The sequence below is a fragment of the Streptomyces sp. NBC_00038 genome (genome assembly GCF_026343635.1).
Taxonomy (GTDB): Bacteria; Actinomycetota; Actinomycetes; order Streptomycetales; family Streptomycetaceae; genus Streptomyces.
The window spans coordinates 970,420-991,528 of sequence record NZ_JAPELQ010000001.1; the positions used below are offsets into that span (position 1 = coordinate 970,420).

The following is a 21,109-nucleotide window of genomic DNA, read 5'->3' on the forward strand; positions in this document are numbered from 1 at the left end:
TCCACTCCGTCTCGGCGGCGGTGAGCCGGCGGGCTTCCTCGGTGGGATCTGGCATCGGGGGCCATCTCCCTCTGACTTCGCTGATCCTTCGCCTACCGGGCGCGGCCGTCGAGCAACTCGATGATGCGGTCGGTGACATCCGACTCGGCGATCCGGGGGAAGACCCGCCCGATCGAATTGCGGTGGGCTGCGGCATCGAAATCCGAGACCGCGTCGACGGCGACACTGACGTTGTAGCCGAGGTCGAATGCGGACCGGGCGCTCGACTCGATGCCGGAGCTGGTGGAAACTCCGCCGAACACCAGTTGCGTGATGCCGCGCTGCCGGAGTTCCGAGTCGAGGTGGGTTCCGTGGAAGGCGCCCCAGCGGAAGGTGGGGACGACAAGGTCATGCAGCTGGTCGGCGAACTCATCGATGATCTCGGCGAAGTCGGGACCAGGGGGCTCCGGCAGGTCGAGGTCCTGCTCGACTCGGCCCGGAGCCGGGCCCCCGATGGCCACGAGGATCACCGGTAGCCGGTGCCGCTGAAAGGCAGCGGCAAGCTTGACACACCGTGTGACCACCTCGTCTCTCGATTGCGGGGCAAGGGGCAAGCGGAGTACGCCCTTCTGCATGTCGTTGAGGACAAGGGCGGTCCTGGTATCGAGCTTGCTGATGGTCACCGGAAGGCTCCGTATCGGTAAGTGTGGTGGGACTGCCGGACCGAGCGGCACGGGGGCATCACTGCGGGATCAGACGGACCCTCTCCCACCCGCCTGGGGAGTAGGTGCAGCTGACGATCCCGCCGTGGGGTTCGGCCTCGTCCACGCCGCGCCCGTCGATTCTCAGGTAGGCACCGGGGAACGCGGCCGAGCCGATGAGGAACGTGCCGTCGGCCTGCTCCTCCAGCCGGAACTTCGCCCACTCACCGACCCCGTACTGGCAGTTGACGGTGCCTCCACCGCTGTCGGATGCGAACGGGGGCGCGCCGTGGGCATCCATACGGAGGTAGACGTCGGGGAACGAGACCGAGGCGATCGTCACTGCGCCGTCGTCGTCAGCGGCTGAGATCTCGAAAATCTCCCACGGCGCGATTTGGTACTGGCAGTTGACCGTCCCGGAGCCGTCATCGGCCTTGCTGGTGACCTCCCGCGCATCCATGCGGAGGTAGATGCCGAATTCGGCGGACTGAATCACTACGACAGGCATGCTGGTCTCCTCTGGTCACTGAGCGGGTGCCGCTATGGAGCGGCGAATGGCGTCCATGGTGCGCATCACGGCGATCGAGTCCGCGAGCGGATTGGTGCCGAGTTCGGTCAGTCCTGTCTGTACGGCTTCGCTCACCTCGCGGAACATCGGGACCCAGCCGTCCCCTTCAAGTTCGACGTTGAACAGCTCCCGGTGTTCGCCGATCAGTTCATATGATCTTGGGTTCAGGAAGGTCGGGCCGATGACGATCTCGCCCTCGGTACCGCCTATCCGGGCCACTGGGGACATCCGGCTGATCATGCTCACGGCCAACTGGGCGAAGCAGGAGTCCGGATAGCCGAGGTAGGCGGCAGCGGTGAGCTCGAATCCCTCGGGCGAGAGGGCGCCGCGGGCCTCAATACGGGTCGGAGGGCCGAGCACGTGGTGAGCCAAGGCCACGTTGTAGCAGCCCAGGTCGTAAAGGGCACCAGCGCCGAGAGCGGGGTTGTAGGCGTTGTGGTGGGCCGGCAGGCGCAGCCCGAAGTCCGCGTGCATGCTGACCACCTCGCCGATCGCCCCGTCGCCGATGAGTTTGCCGACCGCGCGGATCGCCGGGTTGAACCGGGTCCACATGGCTTCCATCAGGAACCGGCCGTGTTCGCGAGCGAGGTCCGCGAGTCCGGCGGCCTCGTCGGCATCCAGGGTGAAGGGCTTTTCCACCAGGGTGTGGAATCCGGATTCGAGCGCGAGGCGAGCGAGCGGTGCGTGCGTGCTCGGCGGGGTCGCGATGTAGGCGAGATCGAAACCGCCGTCGGCGAGCAGCGTTTCGTAACTCCCGTAGTGGCGGGGGATGCCCCACCGGCGGGCGAATCCTGCGGCACGCTCGGCGTCTCGCGAGCCGACCGCCACCACCTCGACGTTCTCGGTGCGTTGGAGGTCCGGCATCGCGGTCTGGGCGAGGTAGCCGGTGCCGAGGACGGCCCAGCGGGTTCGGGTTTGCATGGATCTTCTCTTTTCAGGTGAAGCGGCAGCCGGCCGGGTACCCGGCCGGCTGCCACCAGTCGAAGACGGCGGACTCCTGCGGCATCCAGCCGCTCGCCCGGTTGTCGACGACGGTGGCGGCGAACGACCGGCCGTGCTGCCGGCCGTCCTCGATGACGGCGGACACGAGTTGCATGGCCGACCCGGTGGGGATCGTCGGCACGTCGAAGTACTGAGCCATTGGCTTTCCCCTCATGACGGGGTGGCGGTGGTCATCACGGTGCTTGGCCGGAGGGCGTTCGTCCAGGTGCGTCTGTTGGCGGGTGAGCGGGCGTCACCAGGCCCGTTGGTCCGCCATGAGCCGGCGGTGCAAGTCGAGCCTGGGCGGCTCCGCGGCCGGGATGGGACCGAAGCGGTCGCCGATCTCCATCGTCGCCGGGGCTGCTGGATCGGCCGGCACCCACTGCGGCAGTGCCGGTCCGTTGGGGTCGCCGGTGGCGGCGAAGTTGACGACGTACCGGGATACCGTGTCGGCGATCCGGTGGTCTTCCGCCGTCCATGGCCGGTCGGTGGCATAGAGGTTGTTCAGGAAGTAGTTGATCTCGGATCCGTGGTAGGCGCCTGCGGATTCCGCGTCCGGCCCTGGTGGTACGTGCGTCCAGTAGTAGGTGTAGACCGGGCTGCGGGCGTGTTTGGCCCATTCGGTGGCCCAGAGCCAGGTGGAGGTGCGCGCGTGGTCGCGGGCGGATGCGCTGGACTGCCGGCCGGCTTCCGCGTCGGTGGACGCGGGGTACAGGGCGAGGTAGTCGTCGGCGCTGTCGCGGAGGTGGCGGCGGGCGGATGCGGTGTATTCCGCCAGGCTGACGTGCGGTTTCGGGGAGGCGCCGTCCTCGTCCTTGTTGGTTCCGGTGATGACGGGGATATCGGCCTGCGTCCCGAGGGCCAGCGCTTCGGCGTAGCTGTGGGGAAACACCCAGCCGTCGCGGACCGGCCGGAACAGCGGAGGCTGGTGTCCCCCTCCGGCCTGGTCCGCGTCATTGCCGCGCAGCAGGTCCGGCAACGGAAGGGCGCGCAGTTCTTCGAGCGTCGCTACGCCGAGGTCCTGGAGATACCGGGTTCCTTCGGCTTCGGCCTGCTCCCTGGTGCGGTAGGAACTGGCCAGGTAGGCCAGTGACGGGTCGCGCGGATGGCGAGCGCCGCTTTCGGCGATGGCACCATGGAACAGTCCCCGCGCAGGCGGCGAGTACATCAGGTCCTGGACACAGGCACCGCCGGCGGACTGGCCCGCGATCGTCACGCGGTCCGGGTCTCCGCCGAATGCCGCGATGTTGTCCCGCACCCAGCGCAGGGCGGCGATCTGGTCGAGCAGGCCGTAGTTGCCGGAACTTCCGTGATCGGATTCCGCGCTGAGCTCGGGGGTGGCCAGGAAGCCGAGTACGCCGAGCCGGTAGTTGAGCGTCACGACCACCAGCCCGGCGCCGGCGAGCGCGGCTCCGTCGTACAGGGGCTCGGAGCCCGCGCCCATGATGAACCGGCCTCCGTGAATCCACACCAGTACCGGACTGCGGTCCGAGGGTCCTGCTGCCGTCCACACGTTGAGGGACAGGCAGTCCTCGCTCATCCGGAGCTGCTGGCCGCGGGGCGTCTGCGGGCAGACCGGACCGAAGTGCGCGGCGTTTCGCACGCCTGTCCACGGCGCGGGCGGCTGCGGCGGACGCCATCGCAGCGGACCGCTGGGAGCCGCTGCGTAGGGGATCCCCTTGAACGCGGTGACGCCAGGCAGCGTGGCCGGGGTACCGGCCACCAGGCCCGACTCGGTCGGAACCGGCTGACGGTTGAGAAGTTCACTCATCAAGATCGGATTTCTTTCGTCAACGACAGGTATCCGCGACGGGTGACCGGACCGGTGGCCGCCGTGGCCCCGTGCCGGCAGACAGGAAGACACCAGTCGCGGCCCTGAACCGGAGCCGACTGGCTGCTGTCCCTTTGAATGGCGCATCCGAACGCCAGAAGTGGTGCCCCGCGGGGCACCAGGTCGACAAGCGTAGAGCGCCTGAGCCCGTCGTGGACCTTCCCTCCGTGCAACCTAAGGATGAGCAGAGACCTCAGGTTCGCAAGGCGAAACTGTTGACAGCGACGTCACGTGTTCGTAACCCTCTGACTCAGCAGGGCGTACGGCCCCGCAGGCTGCCGAGCAGGGGAGGGACATGATGACGGGATCGCTGGTCACACGTCACGCCCCACGCTGCGCACGGCCCGGCCCCGAGGGTCGTGCCGACGTGCCAGGACGCCCCCGCTGCGGAGCCGGAAGGCCGGCGGGCGACGACTCGGCCGGATGGTGCGAGCGGCCCAAGTGGAAACCGGGCAGCGTGTTCACCCCGCTCCCTCGCGCACGACACGGACTGACACCACCCTGCTGATCCAGGTAGGGCCCGTGCTGCCAGGAACCGGGTTCCGCGTTCCACACCACGCATTCGCGGCGACCGCCGGGTAACTCCCTCCGTCCACTGCGACTTGCAGCCCACCCGATGAGGTCGAACGCTGTCTCGGGCACACCCGCGACAGCCGAGCAGTGTTCTCCTCATATCCGCGGGTCTCGGCTGCGGGTCGCGGCCGATCCGACAGCCTGGCTTTTCGGGAGTTGTGCTCATCCGAGCATTCGGCGTATCCCCATGTCGACCGATTTGTCGGCCTTCCCCATCACCTTCGGCGGGACGGCCTTCGGCATGAACGCCGACCCTGCGCAATCCCATCTGCCGCTTGACGCCTACCGGGTCAGCGGCGGCAAATTCCCAGACACCGCCGACGCCCTTCCTACCGGAGGGAGACAAGGCGCACGGGCCGGATTTCCTCACCCAGACATACCGGTCGGAACACGATGGCGCCGCGAACCGCTCTCCGCCGGCGCGTGCACGGTGGCACAGATGCCGACGCTGCTCGCGACAGCCGGCCTCAAACCGACCGAGGCCGAGAGCAAGCGCCTTGACGCGGTGTCAGACCACCTCGTCGGGCACCGCTGACTGGGCCATCCCCCGGTCTCCCTTACTACATCAGCTACATCAGCACTGCAAATCGTGATCAAGGAGTGGAATCAACGATGCTTCCAAGATCGAACCGCAAACCCGTATGGCCGTTTGCCCTCGGCGCCATGGGCCTGCTGGCCCTCAGCGCGTGCTCCGGAGGCGGGGCGGTGGGCGGCACCAACGCGTCCTCCGGCGCCAAGTCGACCACCCTGACCATCGCGGTGAACTCGGCGCCGGCCAGCTTCGACCCGTCGCGCGCGGACAACGGCAACGGCCTGTACCCGATGCAGCTCGCTTACGAGCCGCTGATCAGGCAAACCGGCAACGGTACCTATTCGCCGGGGCTGGCCTCCTCGTGGCGCTACCTCGGTGAGGGGAACACGCGCTTCCAGCTGACCATCCGCAGCGGCGTCACGTTCTCCGACGGCTCGCCGGTCACCGCGCAGGCCGTGGCCGACTCGATCAACTACTTCGCCACCGGCTTCGGCCCTACCACGGGCAACCTGGCGGGCGTGAAAGCCACCGCCTCCGGAGCCGACACGGTCACCCTGACCAGCAAGACGGCGAACCCGGAGTTCCCGCTCCTGCTGTCCCAGAACTTCCTGGCGGGCGACATCATCAGCCCGGCCGGCCTGAAGAAGAAGAGCTCGCTGACCAGCAAGCCGTCCGGCGCGGGCCCCTACGTCCTGGACTCCGGCGCGACGGTGCCCGGGGAGCACTACACGTTCACCGCCAACCCCGCCTACTACGACAAGTCGAGCGTCCACTACAAGAAGGTCGTCATCAAGGTCATCGCCGACCAGACCGCTGAGCTGTCGGCCCTGCAGACCGGTCAGGTCGACCTGATGTTCGGCACGGCGCAACAGATGCCGACTGCCAAGTCCGCAGGACTGACCGTCACCAACACCGGTCCCACGCAGTGGAACGGGGTCTTCCTGCTCGACCGCGAAGGGACCAAGACCAAGGCCCTAGCCAGCCCGCAGGTCCGCCAGGCGCTGAACTACGCCGTGGACCGGTCCGGCATCGCCAAGGCCGTGTACGGTGCGCTCGGTTCGGCCACCGACCAGCCGACAACAGAAGGCTTCGACGAGTACGTGCCGTCGCTGGCGAACTACTACACGTACGACCCGGCCAAGGCGAAGCAGCTGCTGGCCCAGGGCGGCTACCCGAACGGCTTCTCCATGTCCCTGACGTACACGTCGTTCGATCCGCAGACCAAGCAGATGGTGCAGGCGATCGCCCAGCAGTGGGCCGCCATCGGGGTCAAGGTCAAGCTGGTGTCATCAGGCAGCTACCCGGCGATGTCCACCAACATGTACCAGGCCGGCGCCCTGTCGGTGGCGTGGAACGGCCAGCCGATGTTCCTCCAGATGGGCGTGCTGTGGTTGGCCAAGGCGGGCCTCAACCCCTACCACGCCACCGACGCCTCGTTCCTGAACAAGTTCGCCCAGGCCTCGAAGGCCCCGCAGTCCCAGCTTGCCGCGCAGATGGCCGACCTCGCCGCGGTCGCAGTCAAGCAGGCGTACACCGTCCCGGTCGTCCAGATCGACACGGTGGTGTTCTCCCGCGGGGTCAAAGGCATCCCGAGCCAGCTGCCCGGCGCCCATCTCAACGTCGTAGAGCTGCACCCGTAATGCTGACCCTGATAGCTCGGCGCCTCGCCCTGTCGGTACCGCTGCTCGTCATGGTGACCGCGGTGACGTTCGTGCTGGAATCGCTGGTCCCCGGTGACACCGCTCGCGCCCTCATCGGAGCGAGCGGGTCCACCGAGGCCTACAACAAGCTTCGGGACCAACTCGGCCTCGACGAGCCCCTGTGGTCTCAGTACGGCCACTACCTCGACAACCTGCTCCACGGCAGTCTCGGCACGTCCGTCTTCACCGGCCAGCCGGTTTCGGAGACGCTGAACCAGCGGCTCCCGGTCACGCTTTCCCTGGTGCTGCTGGCCACCGTGTTCGCCGCGGTGGTCGGAATCCTGCTCGGCGTGGTCAGCGCCGTGCGCGGCGGAGTGCTCGGGCGTTTCGTGGAAGCACTGTCCCTCGTCGGCCTGGCTCTCCCCGGATTCTGGGTGGCACTGGTCCTGATCGAGGTGTTCGCCGTCACGCTGCGCGCCTTTCCCGCCACCGGCTACGTCTCGCCCACGCAGTCGTTCGGCACCTGGCTGTGGGCGCTGTGCCTCCCGGTCACCGCACTCGGACTCGTCGGCATCGCGAGTATCGCGAAGCAGACCAGGGACTCCATGAAAGATGCAATGGCCAGCAACTACATCCGCACGCTACGGGCCAACGGCATCCCGCGCCGGTCCATCATCTGGAAGCACGCGCTGCGCAACGGCGCCATTCCTGTGGTCACCGTGATCGGGCTGGCGTTCGTCAGCGCACTGAGTGCCTCGGTGTTCATCGAGGCGGTCTTCGTGCTCCCCGGGCTCGGCAGCATCGCCGTCAACGCGACCAATCAGCACGACATACCGGTCATCGAAGGGGCGGTGCTGTACTTCACCGTCCTCGTCGTCATCGTGAACCTGGTCCTGGACGTGCTTTACGGGCTGCTCAATCCGAAAGTGAGACACCAGTGACCCCCCAGACCGTCCATGCCGAGCGGCCGGGCGCGCTCGCCGCCGGCACCTTCCTGCGGCGAGTCGCGCGAAAACCGCTCGGCGTGATCAGCGCCGCGTATCTCCTGCTGCTCGCCCTGGCCTGCGCACTGGCCCCAGTCGTCGCCCCCTATCCGCCACTTGCGCAGAAGCTCGACCACGTCCTGGCCACCCCGAGCTCAGCCCACCTGCTCGGCACCGACGAGCTGGGCCGTGACGTGCTCAGCCGGCTGCTGTACGGCGGCCAGGACACCCTGCTCGGCGTTCTGGAATGCGTTGCGGTGCTGCTGGTCGTCAGCCTGCCCGTCGGCCTGGCCGCCGGCTACCTGGGCGGCTGGACCGACCGGGTGGTCAGCAACGTGACAGACCTGATGCTCTCAGTGCCCACCATCGTCGTTGCCCTCGCGGTCCTGTCGGTGTTCGGCTCCTCGATGACGGTGGCGATGATCACTATCGGCATCCTCGGCTCCGCCGGAGTCATCCGGGTCATCCGCAGCGCGGTCATCGCGGTGCGCGAGGAGCTGTACGTGGCGGCGGCCCGAACGTCCGGGGTCACCGACCCTCGGATCGTCAGCCGCCACGTACTGCCCCGCATCGCCGGCCCCGTCATCGTGCAGACCTCGCTGTACGCCGGGATCGCGCTGGCACTGCAAAGCGGTCTGGCGTTCCTCGGCCTGGGAATCCAGTCCCCGGCCCCGAGCTGGGGCGGGCTGGTGGGGGAGGCCTCGGACGCCATCAACCAGGACCCCTGGCTGCTGGTCCCGAGCGGCGGCATCATCGCGCTCACCATCCTGGCGTTCGGCCTGGTGGGCGACGCGGTGCGGGACGCGGCCGTGGAACGCTGGTCCGGGACCGCGCAGACCGGGCGCCCAGCGGCGCCGCGTACACGCCCGGCGGAGGCCGCCGCGCCGGATTCCCTGGACGCCGCCGAACCGGGTGCGCTGAGCGTGCGGGGACTGACCGTCGAGTTCGACACGCCGGAAGGTCCGGTCACGGTGGTCGACGGGGTGTCCTTCACCCTGCGTCCAGGTGAGGTGCTCGGCCTCGTCGGCGAGTCCGGCTGCGGCAAGTCCGTCACCTCGCTGTCCCTGCTGGGCCTGCTGCCCGACAACGGACGGATCAGCTCCGGGCACGTCATGTCGGGCGGCCGGGATCTCGCGGCGATGACCGAACGCCAGCTCGCCGATGTCCGCGGCAGCGAAATCGCGATGGTGTTCCAGGAGCCGATGTCCAGTCTCGATCCGTCGTTCCGCGTCGGCTCCCAGCTGGTGGAGACGATCCGCGCACACGAGAAGCTGTCACGGCGTGAGGCTCGCGAAAGGGTCCTGACGTTGCTGGAGCAGGTCCGCCTGCCGGACCCCGCGGACGTCTACCGCCGCTACCCGCACGAACTGTCCGGCGGCATGGCGCAGCGGGTCTGCATCGCCCAAGCGCTCGCGACCGGGCCCCGCATCCTTGTCGCCGACGAGCCCACCACCGCCCTCGACGTGACAGTGCAGGCCGAAATCCTCGCGCTGCTGCGCACCTTGCAGGCCGAGACAGGCATGTCGGTCATCCTCGTCACCCACGACTGGGGGGTCGTCGCCGACCTCTGCGACCGCGCCGTCGTCATGTACGCGGGCCAGATCGTGGAGGAGGCACCGATCCACAGCCTCTTCCACCACCCGCACCATCCCTACACACTCGGCTTGCAGGAATGCAATCCGGAGCGCTGGAGCGGCACCGGTGAACTACCGGTCATCCCGGGCATGGTGCCGCCCCCGAACCGCCGGCCCAAGGCCTGCCGCTTCGAGCCGCGCTGCAGCCTGGCCGGCCCGGAGTGCACGCGCGAACCGATCCCGCTCCTCAGCACAGCACCGGACGACGACGGGCTCCACCAGGTCAGATGCGTCAACTGGCAGAAGGTTCAACCGGCGAGGACACCATGACAACGAACTTGCTCTCGGTCCAAGGACTGAGCGTCGACTACCACGTCGGCCGGCGCCACGTATGCGCTGTCGAAGACGTCAGCCTCGACGTCGGAGCCGACGAGACCGTCGGCCTGGTCGGCGAATCCGGATCGGGCAAGACCACGATCGCCCGCGCGGTGCTCGGCCTGGCCAAGGCCCGTGCGGGCACCATACGTTTCGAGGACGAGGACATCACGCATGCCGGCAGGTCGCAGCGGCGCCGGCTGAGCAGGGACATGCAGGTGGTCTTCCAGGACCCCTACGGCTCCCTCAGCCCCACCCGAACAGTCGCGCAGACGCTGACAGAGCCGCTGCTCGCACACCGGCTAGCGTCCGGGCAGACCGCACACGACCAGGCAGCCGACATGCTGGCTCGGGTGGGCCTGGAACCTGACGCACTGCGCCGGTACCCCCGGGAGTTCTCCGGCGGGCAGCGCCAGCGCATCGCGATCGCTCGGGCCCTGATGCCCTCGCCGCGCCTGGTCGTCTGCGACGAGGCCGTCAGCGCGCTCGACCTGTCGGTCCAGGCCCAGGTCCTCAACCTCCTGCGGGACCTCCAGCGCGAGTACCGGCTCGGCTACCTGTTCGTCGCCCACAACCTCGCCGTCGTGCGCCACATCTCGGACCGTATCGTCGTCCTCTACCGCGGCACGGTCATGGAATCCGGTCCGGCGGAAGCCGTCTGCACCAAGCCCGGACATCCGTACACCCGCGCGCTGCTGCAAGCGGTCCCGGTCGCCGACCCGGACCGGCAGGCCGCCCGGCGGGCAGTCGCGACCCCCGCCGAGCATGTCGCGGCGCCCCCGACCGGTTCCGGCTGCCCCTTCGCCGCGCGATGCCCCCACGTCATCGACGCGTGCCGGCGCGAACGCCCGCCGCTTGTGGCGGCGCCAGGAGGAACCCAGGTCGCCTGTATCCGGGCAGAGGAGTTGGCCGGGTATTCACCTCCCGGGTGAAGGACACCGAAGCGGATGCACAACTCCTGCTGCGGCCGCACCGCCACCACGACCGGTGCCTCGGACATGCCGTCCGGGGTGAAGTCGTACCTCGTCGTCGGGCGGAGGGCGTGCAGGTCCGCGAGGGGAATCTGGGCGGGGACTTTCACCTGCTCGTTGACCACGCGGAGCGGCACGGTCGGCACGCCGACGCGGACGGCTTCGCCTACCCGTACGGCGTCGTCGGCGAGCCTCTCGCCGAGCTGCTCCGCGAGAGCGAAGCCGGGGCCTCGTAGGCATCGGTCCGCCGCAGCTCACCGTCCTTGCCGACGGTGGTGTGAACGGCAGTGAGACAGGGAGCCGGTCACGTGCCGCGCCGATGAGGAAGAGGACGACTGCGCCGTTGCCGTACGACTCCTCCATCCGACGGCTGGTCGCACCGGCCAAGTCGGCGGTGACCTGCCGCTCGCCGGCCTGAGTGGCCGAGCCGTTCATCACCGAGGACTGCACCGCATGGTTCACGAGCACGACGATGGGACGGCCGTCCTCGCCCTCGATGCGCGTCACACCCACGCAGCCGTCGACCGGTCCGTTGTCGTCGGCCCCGAGCCACCAGCCGTGCGGTGTGGGCACGTAGCGCTGGACGTTGACGCGGCTCGCACCGATCCGTAAGCCGGTGCGAGCGGGCCGCATCATACGCTCCGCCTCGACGGCCACCTGCTCCACCGCGTTCGTCGACGGCTTTGCCCAGCAGGGCGTTCTTCGCCCTGTCGTGCTCCGGCGGCACGATGTGCGGGGCTGAGAACCTGTGGCTCGCAACGACCAGGCAGTGGGAGGGTTCCACCGAGCAGACCCGGCGGAGGATGTCCCGGGTGCGGGCGATCTGGTCGTCGAAGACCGAGGTCTGGTCGATCACGCAGAGGGCGAGCCGGGTCGCTGAGTCGTCCAGCACGAGCACCCGGGCATGCAGCGGGTCGCGGACGGAGGTGAAGCCGTCCACGGGGAACAGGCTGTGAGGCAGGCCTACGACCGCCTTGCCGGCGCCCGCCCGGAACGAATCCACCGTGGGCCGGGAGCTGAGGGAACCATTGGGGCGGCCTCCGTTACAGGGTTGGCGCGGTCTTTGGGGAATCGGCGTGGTCAGGGCGTAGCACCCGCTGGAAATCCCGTACGTCGGGGAAGGGCGGCTCACTGCCGGGCGGCAGGTCCACCTCGAAGACGTTCAGGAGCATGGCCAAGGTGGCGAAGGTGCCGAGCGCGATGACCAGTTCGACCAGACAGCTCTCGCCGAGTTCCGCGAGGGCGGCCGCATATGTCTCGTCGTCGGTGAAGTGCTCTACGAGGATCTGGGTGACGAACTGGTGGAGCACATCTTCGTCGGGGCGGGGGAACCGCGGTTGCTCGCCGCGGGCCAGCCGGTCCAGTGCCTCCCGGTCCACTCCTGCCGCAACGGCCTTGTCGATGTGGGCGTTCCACGAGTGCTGTGCGTCGAGGCGGCGGGCGACGATCAGCAGAGTCAACTCGCGTAGCCGGGGTACGAGTTGCGAGTCGCGCATGCAGGTTGTGGCGAGCTCCTCCAGCTTGTCGCCCGCGTGAGGGCTGTGCAGCAGCACCGCGAACGGTCCCGGCACCCCACCGCGGCGGTCCGTGATCCGCGCGTGGAGAGAGGCCTGGTCCTGGGTCGGTTCAGATATCGGGGGCAGACGCATGGGTCCTCCTGGGCTTGTGCGATGTGGCGGCTGGGGTGCGAGCAAGGGCGACGGGACTCAGGCGTGCTGTTCGAACTTGGCCCTCGCGGCGTCCAGGCTCGGCTTGGGCGGGACGAAGTCCCGTTCGTACCCGAGTGCGGCCAGTACCTCCTCGCAGATCCGCTGGTCCTCGGCGCCGGTGGCACCGGAGAAGCCGAGCCCGCCGACGACTTCGCCGTCCCGCTTGACGGGCACTCCGCCGTCGGTCGCCATGATCGGATACTTGCCGAGCCGGGAGAGTTGCATGAAGAGCACGGGCTTGCTGTCCGCCCAGGGCTCCAGGAGCTGGGTGGGGCAGCCCATCACGGCCGCGGTGTACGCCTTGGCGCTGGCCAGTTCGAGGGTGTTGGGCCGGGTGTTCGCCGAACGACGGGCGCACAACACGAAGCCGTTGACGTCGACGACGGCGATGCCGGTCGCCTTGTCGATGGCCCGGGCGCGGGCGCGGGCGGCGCAGGCTGCGAGGATCTCGTCGGCCCCCTCAGTGGTGAGTGACATGCTCTTTCCTTCGGTGTGGTGCGGATGCCGGGTCTGCTGCGGCCCGCCCGGTGCGAAGGCCGGGACCGGCCGCGGGCCGCACGGTCACCACGCTTTCTGCGCGGCGAAGAACCTCATCAGGAAGTCGGTCCGTTCCGAGTCCGCCACGGAGAGCCGGTCGAACGCCGTCCCCACTTCGAATGTCGTGGGGGAGCCATCGCTCACCGGGGCCCACGCGGGCAGTCCCGGACCGTTGGGGTCCCCACTGGTCGCGAAGTTGACCACGTAGGACGACAAGGTGTCCGCGATACCGCGGTCGGTCTCCGTGTACGGAGCACCCACGGTGTGCGGGTTGGCGAAGACGTAGGCGATCTCGGAGCCGTGGTGCGCGCCGCGGGCCTCGCCCTGCGCGCCGGGCGGCTGATGGGTCCAGTAGTACGTGAACACGGGGTTCGACGTCGTGGCGCCGTACTCGGTGGCCCACAGGTAGGTGGACACCCGGGTGGCGTCCCGCAGCGCGGCATTGGTCTGCTCGCTCGCTTCGACATCCGTCGCCGCGGGGTAGAGGGCCAGGAACTCCTCCGCCATGTCGCCGTATTTCACCGCGGCCCTCGCCCGGTACTGCTCCAGGGTCACCTCCTGACGAGGTGTGGCGCCATTCTCGTCCTTGTTGTTGCCGGTCAGAACCGGGACGCCGACCGGTGGGCCCTCGGCGAGGGTCTCTCCGTAGGTCCGGGGCAGCACCCAACCGTCGATGACAGGCCGGAACAGCGGGGGCGGCGGGTTGCCGGGGACGCTCGTGTCGTTCACATCGCTGCCCCGGAGCAGGTCGCCGGCGGGCAGGGTGCGCAGGTCGGCCAGACCCGTGGCGCCCCGGTTCGCGGCGTAGGCGAGTCCGTCCTTCTCGGCCTGGACCAGGTTCCGGGGCGAGGGCGCCAGCGTGCTGATCGCGGGATCCCTCGGATGGAGCGCGGCGCTCTCGACGACGGCCCGGTCGAACAGGCCCCGGCCCAGGGGCGAGTACAGCATGTCGACCACGGACGCCCCGCCGGCCGACTGCCCGGCGACGGTCACCCGCTGCGGATCGCCGCCGAACGCGGCGATGTCGTCCCGCACCCAGCACAGCGCCGCCATCTGGTCCAGCAGCCCGTAGTTGCCGCTGGCGCCGTGCCCGGACTCCACGCCCAGTTCCGGCACAGCGAGGTAACCGAAGACGCCCATGCGGCAGTTGAGCGTCACGACCACGAGACCCTTGCTCGCCAGAGCCGCCCCGTCGAACTCCGGCTCACCGCCTTGCCCGAACAGGAAGCGTCCCCCGTGGATCCAGACCAGCACCGGGCGCGGATCGGGTGAAGGGGCAGCGGCGGGCGCCAGCGGTTGTGGCCGGCCGTGGAAGCGGCGTAGGGGATGCCCTTGTAGACAGTGACCGAGGCCAGCCGGGACACCACTCCCGTCACCTGGCCGTGCTCGGTCCGAACGGGAAGGTTGGGAGCTGTCATGTGATCACTTCCGCCAAAAGGCGGCGTACCGGTCGCCGAGACCGTCGAGGAGGACGGGATAGTCGTGGTCGGCCCCTGCCACCACGTGGTACTCGTGCTCGACCCCGAGCGTGGCGAGCATCTCGTCCATCTCACGGACGACGCCGACCAGGCGCTCGTCCCGGGAGCCGACCATCAGCCGGACCTTCGAGTGGTTCCTGATCTCCGGGGAGTTGGCGAGAAGCAGCGTCCAGGGGCTGACCGCGTCGTAGTACGCCTGGTCCCCGAAGAACGTGTTGGCGACCCGCTCGTCGGGCTCCATCGAGAGGTCCTTCAACAGGGGCGAAGCGATGGCTGACACCCGGCCGAAGATCTTGGGGTACTTGAAGCCGATGTGGAGTGCGCCGAAGCCTCCCATCGAGAAGCCCTCGATCGTTCTCGCCCACGGCTCGGGGATCGTCCGGTAGGTGGCGTCGACATGGTTGACCAGGTCGTCGGCGATCGTCTGCTCCACCGGGCGCGCGCCGTCCTTGGAGTCGACGTACCAACCGATGGGCAGGGCTTGCGGCAGGACCACGATGGTCGGCGGCATGGCGCCGACGCGGATCGCGGCGTCGATCCGCTGCACCGCGGCGCCGCCCTGGCGGGCGTTGCCGAAGCCACCGTGCAGCCAGTAGACGACCGGGAAGCGGGCATCCGGATCGTCTTCGTAGGCCGGCGGCAGGTAGATCTGGTAGCTGCCCTGGAGCTCCCCCTTGCCGCGGTCGCGCGATCCCTGTGGGTAGAGGCCGAACCGGGTGAGCTCCTGGTCCTCCTGGACGGTGTCGATCCACTGCTGTTCGAAGACGGCGAGTTCTTCCGGGGTGTATTCCGGGATGTGCTCTGGGGTGTGTGCGGTGGGCGCGGTCATGTAAACGGTCCTTGTTCTTCATCGGTGGGGGAAATAGGGCGTGGTCTTGCAGGTAGCGGTTGTCGGTGCCCGGATGTGGGATGCCCGGGTGCCGGCCCGGTCGGCTGTGCAGTCAGAGTTCTTCGTGGGTCTCGGGATCGTGTCCGATACGGCCTCGTGGGCGGTCCGTGATCCTGGCCGTATCGTCCTGCGACAGTTCGACGCCGAACACGTCCAGGTTCTCCAGCCGTCGCCACGGATCACCTGACCTGGGCAGGGGGACCACACCCAGCTGCACGTGCCAACGGAGCACCACTTGGGCCGGGGTGACCTCGTGGGCGCGGGCGACGGCCAGTGCAGCCGGGTCCTCGACCAGGACGTTCCCCCGGCCGAGAGGGCTGTGGGCCACGGTGACGATGCCGTGCTCGGCGTGCACGGCCCGCAGATCGTCCTGTGGGTACGCGGCGGTGCATCTCGACCTGGTTGAGCGCGGGCACCACGCCGGTCTCCCGCTCCAGCCGCCGGATGTGTGCCGCGGTGAAGTGGGACACCCCGATCGAGCGGACCAGCTCTTCCTCACGGAGTCTGATCATCGCCCGCCAGGAGTCCGGGTAGCGGTCCAGCAGGGGCAGGGGCCAGTGGATGAGGTACAGGTCGACGTAGTCGAGGGCCGGCCGTCGGCGGGCCTGCTCGAAGGACGCGAGAGTCTCCTCGAAGCCGTGGTCCCGGCCGCGCAGCTCGGTCAGGACACGGATCTCCTCTCGGGGGACTCCCGCGGTGGCGACGGCCAGGCCGACGCCCTGCTCGTTGTGGTAGGCGGCGCCGGTGTCGATCAGGCGGTAGCCGGCCCGCAGGGCGTGCCGGACGGCGTCCTCTGACTGTGCGTCGTCCATGGGCGCGGTGCCCAGACCGATGGCGGGAACGATATGGCCATCGTTCAACGTATGAAGCGGTACAAGCGGTACAAGCGGTGCAGGGGGCATGAGAAGGACTCAATCCGCTGGATTTCGCGGGTCCCGGTGACGGCGTGCCCAAGGCACGGGGGAACGTCGTGAGGCGCGCGAAGGGGTGGCGATTGCGATCCTCTGGGCAGCCTGTCGCGTAACGACATCACCCGCCGAAACACCACGTGAGAGAGCGCCGGAGCGCGGGCGACGGCTCCCGCCCGTGTCGACACTGCGGTGTTGCGGACCTGACGTTCTGCGGGCTGCTGCCCGATGGGTCGGCTAACTCCATCCGAAGGCGTGGCGAATGACCGGGACACCGGACGCACACTGGGGCGAGCGAAGGAGACAAGCCGGTCGGGTATGCACGGACATCTCCTTCCTTCAAGGTGGTGACGCAGGTCTCGTGACCGAAAAAACCGTAGCAGCAGCCTGAGCACGCGTTCAACCACAGCAGCGGTACTTGGCTTCCACTCCGCGCATCCTTAGTTTTCGTCGTTCCCAGGCAAAGCCGCAGGTAGCGGCAGACGAGTCGGGCTGTACGCCGGGTAGAGTCCCACTCAAGGAGCGATCACGCTCTGACCTGCACGTTTGTGGGCATCCGGCGGGTGGTCTCGCCCTCTGGGACTTCTCAGGGACTTTCAGCCGAGGTCCGTGAACCACGCCTCGATGGCGGACAATCCCCGCGCGCCGGCCTGCGGCATGAAGTGCGTGTACGTCCGGAGCGTGAACGCCGGGTCGGAGTGGCCCAGCCACTTCGCGAGGGAGACGATCGACTCACCGGCTTCGAGCATCACCGAGGCGTACGTATGGCGCAAGACGTGGAAGCCGTGCTCGCGGCTCGGCTCCCAGACGCGCGACGGCTTCTCGCCCGGCTGCCGTTTGGGCAGCGGCGGGATGACTCCCGCCTCGGCGAGCGCGGGCTTCCATGCCTTGGTGTTCCAGGTGGTGCGGTTGATCGCGCCGCGCCGCCCTGTGTAGACGAGCAGCCGGACCGTCACCTTGCGCCGGTCATCGCGTGCGAGGTCGGGCTCCTCGGGATCCAGCCACGGCAGGGTCACTTCGATCGGTTCGAAATGCTCCTGATGCGTGAGGATCCGCTTCGCGAGCGCCTGGGGCAGAGGCGCATCGCGTTCCTTGCCGCCTTTGGGCGGACCGAAGTACAGCTGCGACTTGTACATGAGGATCTGCCGCTCCACGTGCACGAAGCCGTCGCGGACATCGTCTGGGCTGAAGCCGAACACCTCACCCTGCCGGAGTCCGCACCCGACCCCGAGGTCGACCGTGATCCGGTACCGGTCGGCCAGCGCCTCCCGTACGGCGTCAACACGATCCTGCTGCCAGGCACGAGCCTTACGCTCCGGCTTCTTCGGCGGCTTGATCGAGCTGCTGCCCTTGCACGGGTTGCGGTACAGCCGCTTGTCCTCGACCGCGGCTTGCATGATCGCTTTCAGGTACACCCATGCGACGTACGCCGTGCTCGATGCCACCGCGCGCTGCACATCGGCCGACCACTTGCGCAGCTCCGCGACGCCGATGTCCTTGAGGGCCAACTCCCCGAGCTGCGGCAGCACTTGCCCCCAGATTCGGTATTTCATGCTTTCCAACGTCTGAGCGGGATGCACCTGGGAGGGCCACCAGTGCTTCTCGACGTACTCACGAAGGCTGATCGCACCATCGCGAGCGTCGACGAAGTCTCCTCGCCGTGAGTCGGTCTGCGTCTCGGCCAGCCACGCCTTGGCGTCCGCGACCGTGTCGAATGACCGGTCGCGGACCCCCGGTATCCCCTTGACGCGGTAGCGCGTGCACTTGCCCCACAGGGCAGTGCGTTCGCGCTTGCCCGTCTCCTTGTTCGGCCGCTTCTTGAGCCACCGGTCTTCGATGTAACCCGCCATACTCGTCTTGCCCTCAGCCTCGCCATGGTTCTCTCGGCGCGATCTGCGTCGCGATCAGACACACAGACGACGTCCGTGTGCATGAAATTCCGAGTGTTGCTGAACTCTTCAGAACCGTTTCCCCAGGTCAGGCAGCCCGGCGCCGTTCACGCTGCCGCGGGGCCTTGTTCAGCGGGTTGAGAGCCTGGTTCGACCGCGAGTCCGCCTGCTGCTGTTCGCTGAGCCACGCATCGAGCAGGTCCCGGCGGTACATGACCCTTCCGCCGGGCCCCATCCGGAAGCTGGGCGGTCCTTGCCGGCGGTGGCGCCAGACGTAGAGGGTGTTCACCGAGATGCCCATGTAGTTCGCAGCGTTCTGCACATTCAGGAAGGCAGCCTCGACGAAAGGCTCGGATTGGTTACCCATCACGTGTCTCCGGGGGTAGGCGCTGCCAAAGCAGCCGACTTTCTGTCCTCCCGCCTTTCGCGCGGCGAAGCCGCACGGATAACTGCTGGCGAGCAGGATCAGATTCCGGAGAATCAGCGTTTTGGTGTGGCTGTCCTGTCGTGATAGGGCAGAGTGGACGGTCATCGTGTGCTGGCGTTAGCCTCGAAGTTTCGTGACGGTCCGCCGACGGAGTCGGTGAACCGTTTTCGTGCCGTGGGCGGAGGCTGTGCAGGCCCAGGGCCCGAGTGTCGCCTCGGGGTGGCGCCGGGTTCCACTGCTCCGAGTGTTGAGCTGCTGTTGTAGGGACGGGAATCCGTTGGTCAGCCGGGGTTCGGCAGGAGTGCGAGCCGTTCGAGAGCTGTGGTGATGTGGCTGGTCCAGGGCCAGTGCCGGGCCAGGCGGAGGATCCGCCGACGGCCGGTGGTCACGAGTTGTCCGGCCGTGGTGAAAAGACGGAGCCGCAGTCGGCGGGGCTCCCAGAGCCTGGCCTTGCCGGTCAGGGCGAGCATCGGCATCCAGGCCAGCAGGTCCAGTGCGATCTGTACGATCTCCAGCCAGATCCGGTTCTGGGCGGTGCGGTGCAAAGGGAGATTCCGCAGGCCGGTGGCCCGGGCAGCCCGGATGCGGTCCTCGGCCCGGGCCCGCAGCCGGTGACGGAGCTCGAGTTCGGCGATCGGCCGGCCGGAGGTGTTGGTGGCGAAACAGGTCAGCCGCATGCCGTCCGCGTCCGTGAGCCGCAACTGAGCTCCAGGGTGCGGCCGTTCCTTCCGAACGATCAGCCGCATGCCCTTGGGCCAGCCGTCCAGGACATCGCCGGTGAGTTCGGCGACCCAGGCGCCGTCGCGGATCTCGCCGTCGGCCTCGACGGCGGGCGTCCAGGCCGACGCCGGAACCTTCAGCACGTGCTGGTGGATCGTGTCCGTGATCACCATGCCGACCGAGTAGGACAGCCACCGTCCTCGCTGGGCGAGCCAGGCGACGAAGTCGTGGGTGCCGCCCGCGGAGTCGGTGCGTATCAGAGTCTGACGTCCGCGCCGGTACTTCTTCGGCAGTTGAGCCAGGGCCAGTTGGGTGGCGGTGATGTGGTCGGTGGCCGTGTTCGAGCCCGCGTTCCCCGGCCTGAGCAGGGCCGCCACCGGCTCACCGGTGCCGCCCGGTCCGTGGTCGACGAACCCCATCAGCGGGTGGTGACCGTAGGTTCTCTTCCACGTCGGTGCGGCGTCCTCCTTGTCCGAGTGCGCGATCACCAGCACCCCGTCGAGATCGACGGTCACCGCCCTGCCCGCATCGGGCGCTTTCCCGTCGGCCAACTGCCAGGCCCGCTGGCGTGCTTCGGCCCGCGCGGCACGGATCGCCCGCAGAGCTTTCTCTCCGGAGGCTGCGAGGGTGTCGACCAGGCGGGAGACCGTCGGGTCGGAGGCGACCGGCCCGAACACGGCGGGCTCGGCCCGCAGCATGCCGACATCGGCCAGGCAGTCCCCGCCCAACGCGACCGCCAGTGCGACGTCCAGGAGGATCTTCCCCGGATCATGGACGGTCCGGGATTTGCGCCACGGTGCCAGCGCCGCGGATATCGCCTGGTCGAGGCCGGTTCTACGGACCGTCTCCACCAGCAGGACCGAGCCAGCCTGCGAGACCACCTGGCGGCCGTCTCCCTGGACACGGACACGCGGGTACGACGCGATAGGCTCTCTCACCCGGAAAGTGCTCTTTCCCTCGCAGCCAACAGGACCCTCAGCAAGTCCTATCGTTGCAGGTCAAGAGCACTTTCTGTGTTTCTGATCAGCCTGCGGACAGGCCACCTCATGAAAGCGCGAGGTTAGAGACTTCCGGACTTGCACCGGCAGACACACGTTCCGGATCGCCAATGCTGCTCAGTCCCTCCGCCGGTACTGAACTGCGGCCAGGGTCCACGACTGGCCTCAGCGATGCTCCCAGGCGTGAGAATTCCCAGGTCAGCCTCCTGTAGCCCCCTTCCGATTCGGGATACCTCCGCAGGGACGCAGAAGTAACGCAGTGGTGCACTGGACGCGCGCGAGGAACGTCGGCGTACCGCCCAGGCGGTGAGGCTCGCGAGCGTCTAGCACGGTGTACCTCCGCGGGTGCGGAGCGATTGGCACCTATGGCTGGATCCGCAACGACATGCTCGGGCTACCTACGCGGAAGCGAAGCAAACTATCTGATCGCCGCTCTGTGCCGGGAGATCGCCGGGACACCTCCGCGGATGCAGAGCCAATCGCCTGCTCCCGCCCGGCTTCGCCCCGTACACCGGGACACCTCCACGGACGCGGAGCCAACCCCGAGGCGATCGCCTGGTTCGAGGACGTCGCCGGGATACCTCTGCGGATGCGGAGCCAATAGCCGGGCCATCCTGGCGGATGTCGCGTCCTACGGGATGCCTCCGCGGTTGCGGAGCCAACTGCAGGTCGCGCTCCAGTTCAGCGACCACGGTCGCGACACCTCCGCGGATGCGGAGCGAGCGGCGTCAGCCTATGGTCGGGGGCGCCGTACTTCGGGACACCTCCGCGGATGCGGAGCGAACATGCGCACCGCCATGCGGCAGATGCGCGGCGTCGGATCACCTCCGCGGATGCGGAGCGAAC

17 protein-coding genes and 2 pseudogenes are annotated in these 21,109 nt (G+C 68.3%); 6 read left to right on the plus strand and 13 right to left on the minus strand.

The window, feature by feature from the left end; genetic code table 11:
* Nucleotides 1-92: 92 nt before the first annotated feature.
* The 5 genes from OG219_RS04525 to OG219_RS04545 all read right to left on the minus strand — a co-directional run bounded on the left by OG219_RS04525 (nucleotide 93) and on the right by OG219_RS04545 (nucleotide 4,000).
* Nucleotides 93-662 (minus strand): isochorismatase family protein, encoded by a 570-nt coding sequence (locus OG219_RS04525; RefSeq protein WP_266823089.1) that lies wholly within the window; start codon nucleotides 660-662, stop codon nucleotides 93-95.
* A gap of 58 nt (nucleotides 663-720) precedes the next feature.
* Entirely contained in the window at nucleotides 721-1,188 is a 468-nt protein-coding gene (locus OG219_RS04530) for a hypothetical protein (RefSeq protein WP_266823091.1), read from the minus strand.
* A gap of 15 nt (nucleotides 1,189-1,203) precedes the next feature.
* Nucleotides 1,204-2,169, minus strand: coding sequence for a Gfo/Idh/MocA family protein (locus OG219_RS04535; RefSeq protein ID WP_266823093.1), 966 nt, complete (start codon nucleotides 2,167-2,169; stop codon nucleotides 1,204-1,206).
* Between the two features lie 13 nt (nucleotides 2,170-2,182).
* Nucleotides 2,183-2,389 (minus strand): hypothetical protein, encoded by a 207-nt coding sequence (locus tag OG219_RS04540; RefSeq protein WP_266823095.1) that lies wholly within the window; start codon nucleotides 2,387-2,389, stop codon nucleotides 2,183-2,185.
* A gap of 93 nt (nucleotides 2,390-2,482) precedes the next feature.
* On the minus strand, nucleotides 2,483-4,000 hold the full coding sequence (locus OG219_RS04545) for a carboxylesterase/lipase family protein (protein ID WP_266823097.1): 1,518 nt from the start codon (nucleotides 3,998-4,000) through the stop codon (nucleotides 2,483-2,485).
* An 820-nt stretch (nucleotides 4,001-4,820) separates the two neighbouring features.
* Here OG219_RS04545 and OG219_RS04550 point away from each other — a divergent pair.
* The 6 genes from OG219_RS04550 to OG219_RS04575 all read left to right on the plus strand — a co-directional run bounded on the left by OG219_RS04550 (nucleotide 4,821) and on the right by OG219_RS04575 (nucleotide 10,944).
* Nucleotides 4,821-5,168, plus strand: a complete 348-nt coding sequence (locus tag OG219_RS04550) for a hypothetical protein (protein ID WP_266823099.1) — start codon at nucleotides 4,821-4,823, stop codon at nucleotides 5,166-5,168.
* Between the two features lie 77 nt (nucleotides 5,169-5,245).
* Nucleotides 5,246-6,805, plus strand: a complete 1,560-nt coding sequence (locus OG219_RS04555) for an ABC transporter substrate-binding protein (protein WP_266823101.1) — start codon at nucleotides 5,246-5,248, stop codon at nucleotides 6,803-6,805.
* Nucleotides 6,805-7,746, plus strand: coding sequence for an ABC transporter permease (locus OG219_RS04560; protein WP_266823103.1), 942 nt, complete (start codon nucleotides 6,805-6,807; stop codon nucleotides 7,744-7,746). Before OG219_RS04555 ends, OG219_RS04560 begins: the two co-directional genes overlap by 1 nt.
* A complete protein-coding gene (locus OG219_RS04565) occupies nucleotides 7,743-9,692 on the plus strand; it encodes a dipeptide/oligopeptide/nickel ABC transporter permease/ATP-binding protein (RefSeq protein WP_266823105.1) in 1,950 nt (649 codons plus the stop codon). Before OG219_RS04560 ends, OG219_RS04565 begins: the two co-directional genes overlap by 4 nt.
* The gene (locus tag OG219_RS04570) at nucleotides 9,689-10,669 is read left to right on the plus strand and encodes an ABC transporter ATP-binding protein (RefSeq protein WP_266823107.1); all 981 of its coding nucleotides are present in this window, start codon (nucleotides 9,689-9,691) and stop codon (nucleotides 10,667-10,669) included. The genes OG219_RS04565 and OG219_RS04570 overlap by 4 nt, the downstream gene beginning before the upstream one ends.
* Complete coding sequence (locus OG219_RS04575) at nucleotides 10,666-10,944, plus strand: hypothetical protein (protein WP_266823109.1); 279 nt, start codon at nucleotides 10,666-10,668, stop codon at nucleotides 10,942-10,944. The genes OG219_RS04570 and OG219_RS04575 overlap by 4 nt, the downstream gene beginning before the upstream one ends.
* A gap of 807 nt (nucleotides 10,945-11,751) precedes the next feature.
* Here the strand turns inward: OG219_RS04575 and OG219_RS04580 are convergent.
* From OG219_RS04580 to OG219_RS04615, 8 genes and pseudogenes are all read right to left on the minus strand, one after another.
* Nucleotides 11,752-12,357 (minus strand): carboxymuconolactone decarboxylase family protein, encoded by a 606-nt coding sequence (locus OG219_RS04580; RefSeq protein WP_266823111.1) that lies wholly within the window; start codon nucleotides 12,355-12,357, stop codon nucleotides 11,752-11,754.
* 57 nt (nucleotides 12,358-12,414) lie between these two features.
* Entirely contained in the window at nucleotides 12,415-12,894 is a 480-nt protein-coding gene (locus OG219_RS04585; RefSeq protein WP_266823113.1) for a heme-binding protein, read from the minus strand.
* A gap of 84 nt (nucleotides 12,895-12,978) precedes the next feature.
* A pseudogene (locus OG219_RS04590) lies at nucleotides 12,979-14,372 on the minus strand (carboxylesterase/lipase family protein).
* Between the two features lie 4 nt (nucleotides 14,373-14,376).
* Complete coding sequence (locus OG219_RS04595; RefSeq protein WP_266823115.1) at nucleotides 14,377-15,261, minus strand: esterase family protein; 885 nt, start codon at nucleotides 15,259-15,261, stop codon at nucleotides 14,377-14,379.
* Between the two features lie 112 nt (nucleotides 15,262-15,373).
* Nucleotides 15,374-16,223: pseudogene (locus tag OG219_RS04600) on the minus strand (aldo/keto reductase).
* A gap of 602 nt (nucleotides 16,224-16,825) precedes the next feature.
* Entirely contained in the window at nucleotides 16,826-18,079 is a 1,254-nt protein-coding gene (locus tag OG219_RS04605; protein ID WP_266823116.1) for a site-specific integrase, read from the minus strand.
* Nucleotides 18,080-18,206: 127 nt separating this feature from the next.
* On the minus strand, nucleotides 18,207-18,650 hold the full coding sequence (locus OG219_RS04610) for a helix-turn-helix domain-containing protein (protein ID WP_266823117.1): 444 nt from the start codon (nucleotides 18,648-18,650) through the stop codon (nucleotides 18,207-18,209).
* Between the two features lie 176 nt (nucleotides 18,651-18,826).
* Nucleotides 18,827-20,203: an IS1380 family transposase gene (locus OG219_RS04615; RefSeq protein WP_266823119.1), complete on the minus strand. Its 1,377-nt coding sequence runs from the start codon at nucleotides 20,201-20,203 to the stop codon at nucleotides 18,827-18,829.
* Nucleotides 20,204-21,109 lie beyond the last annotated feature (906 nt).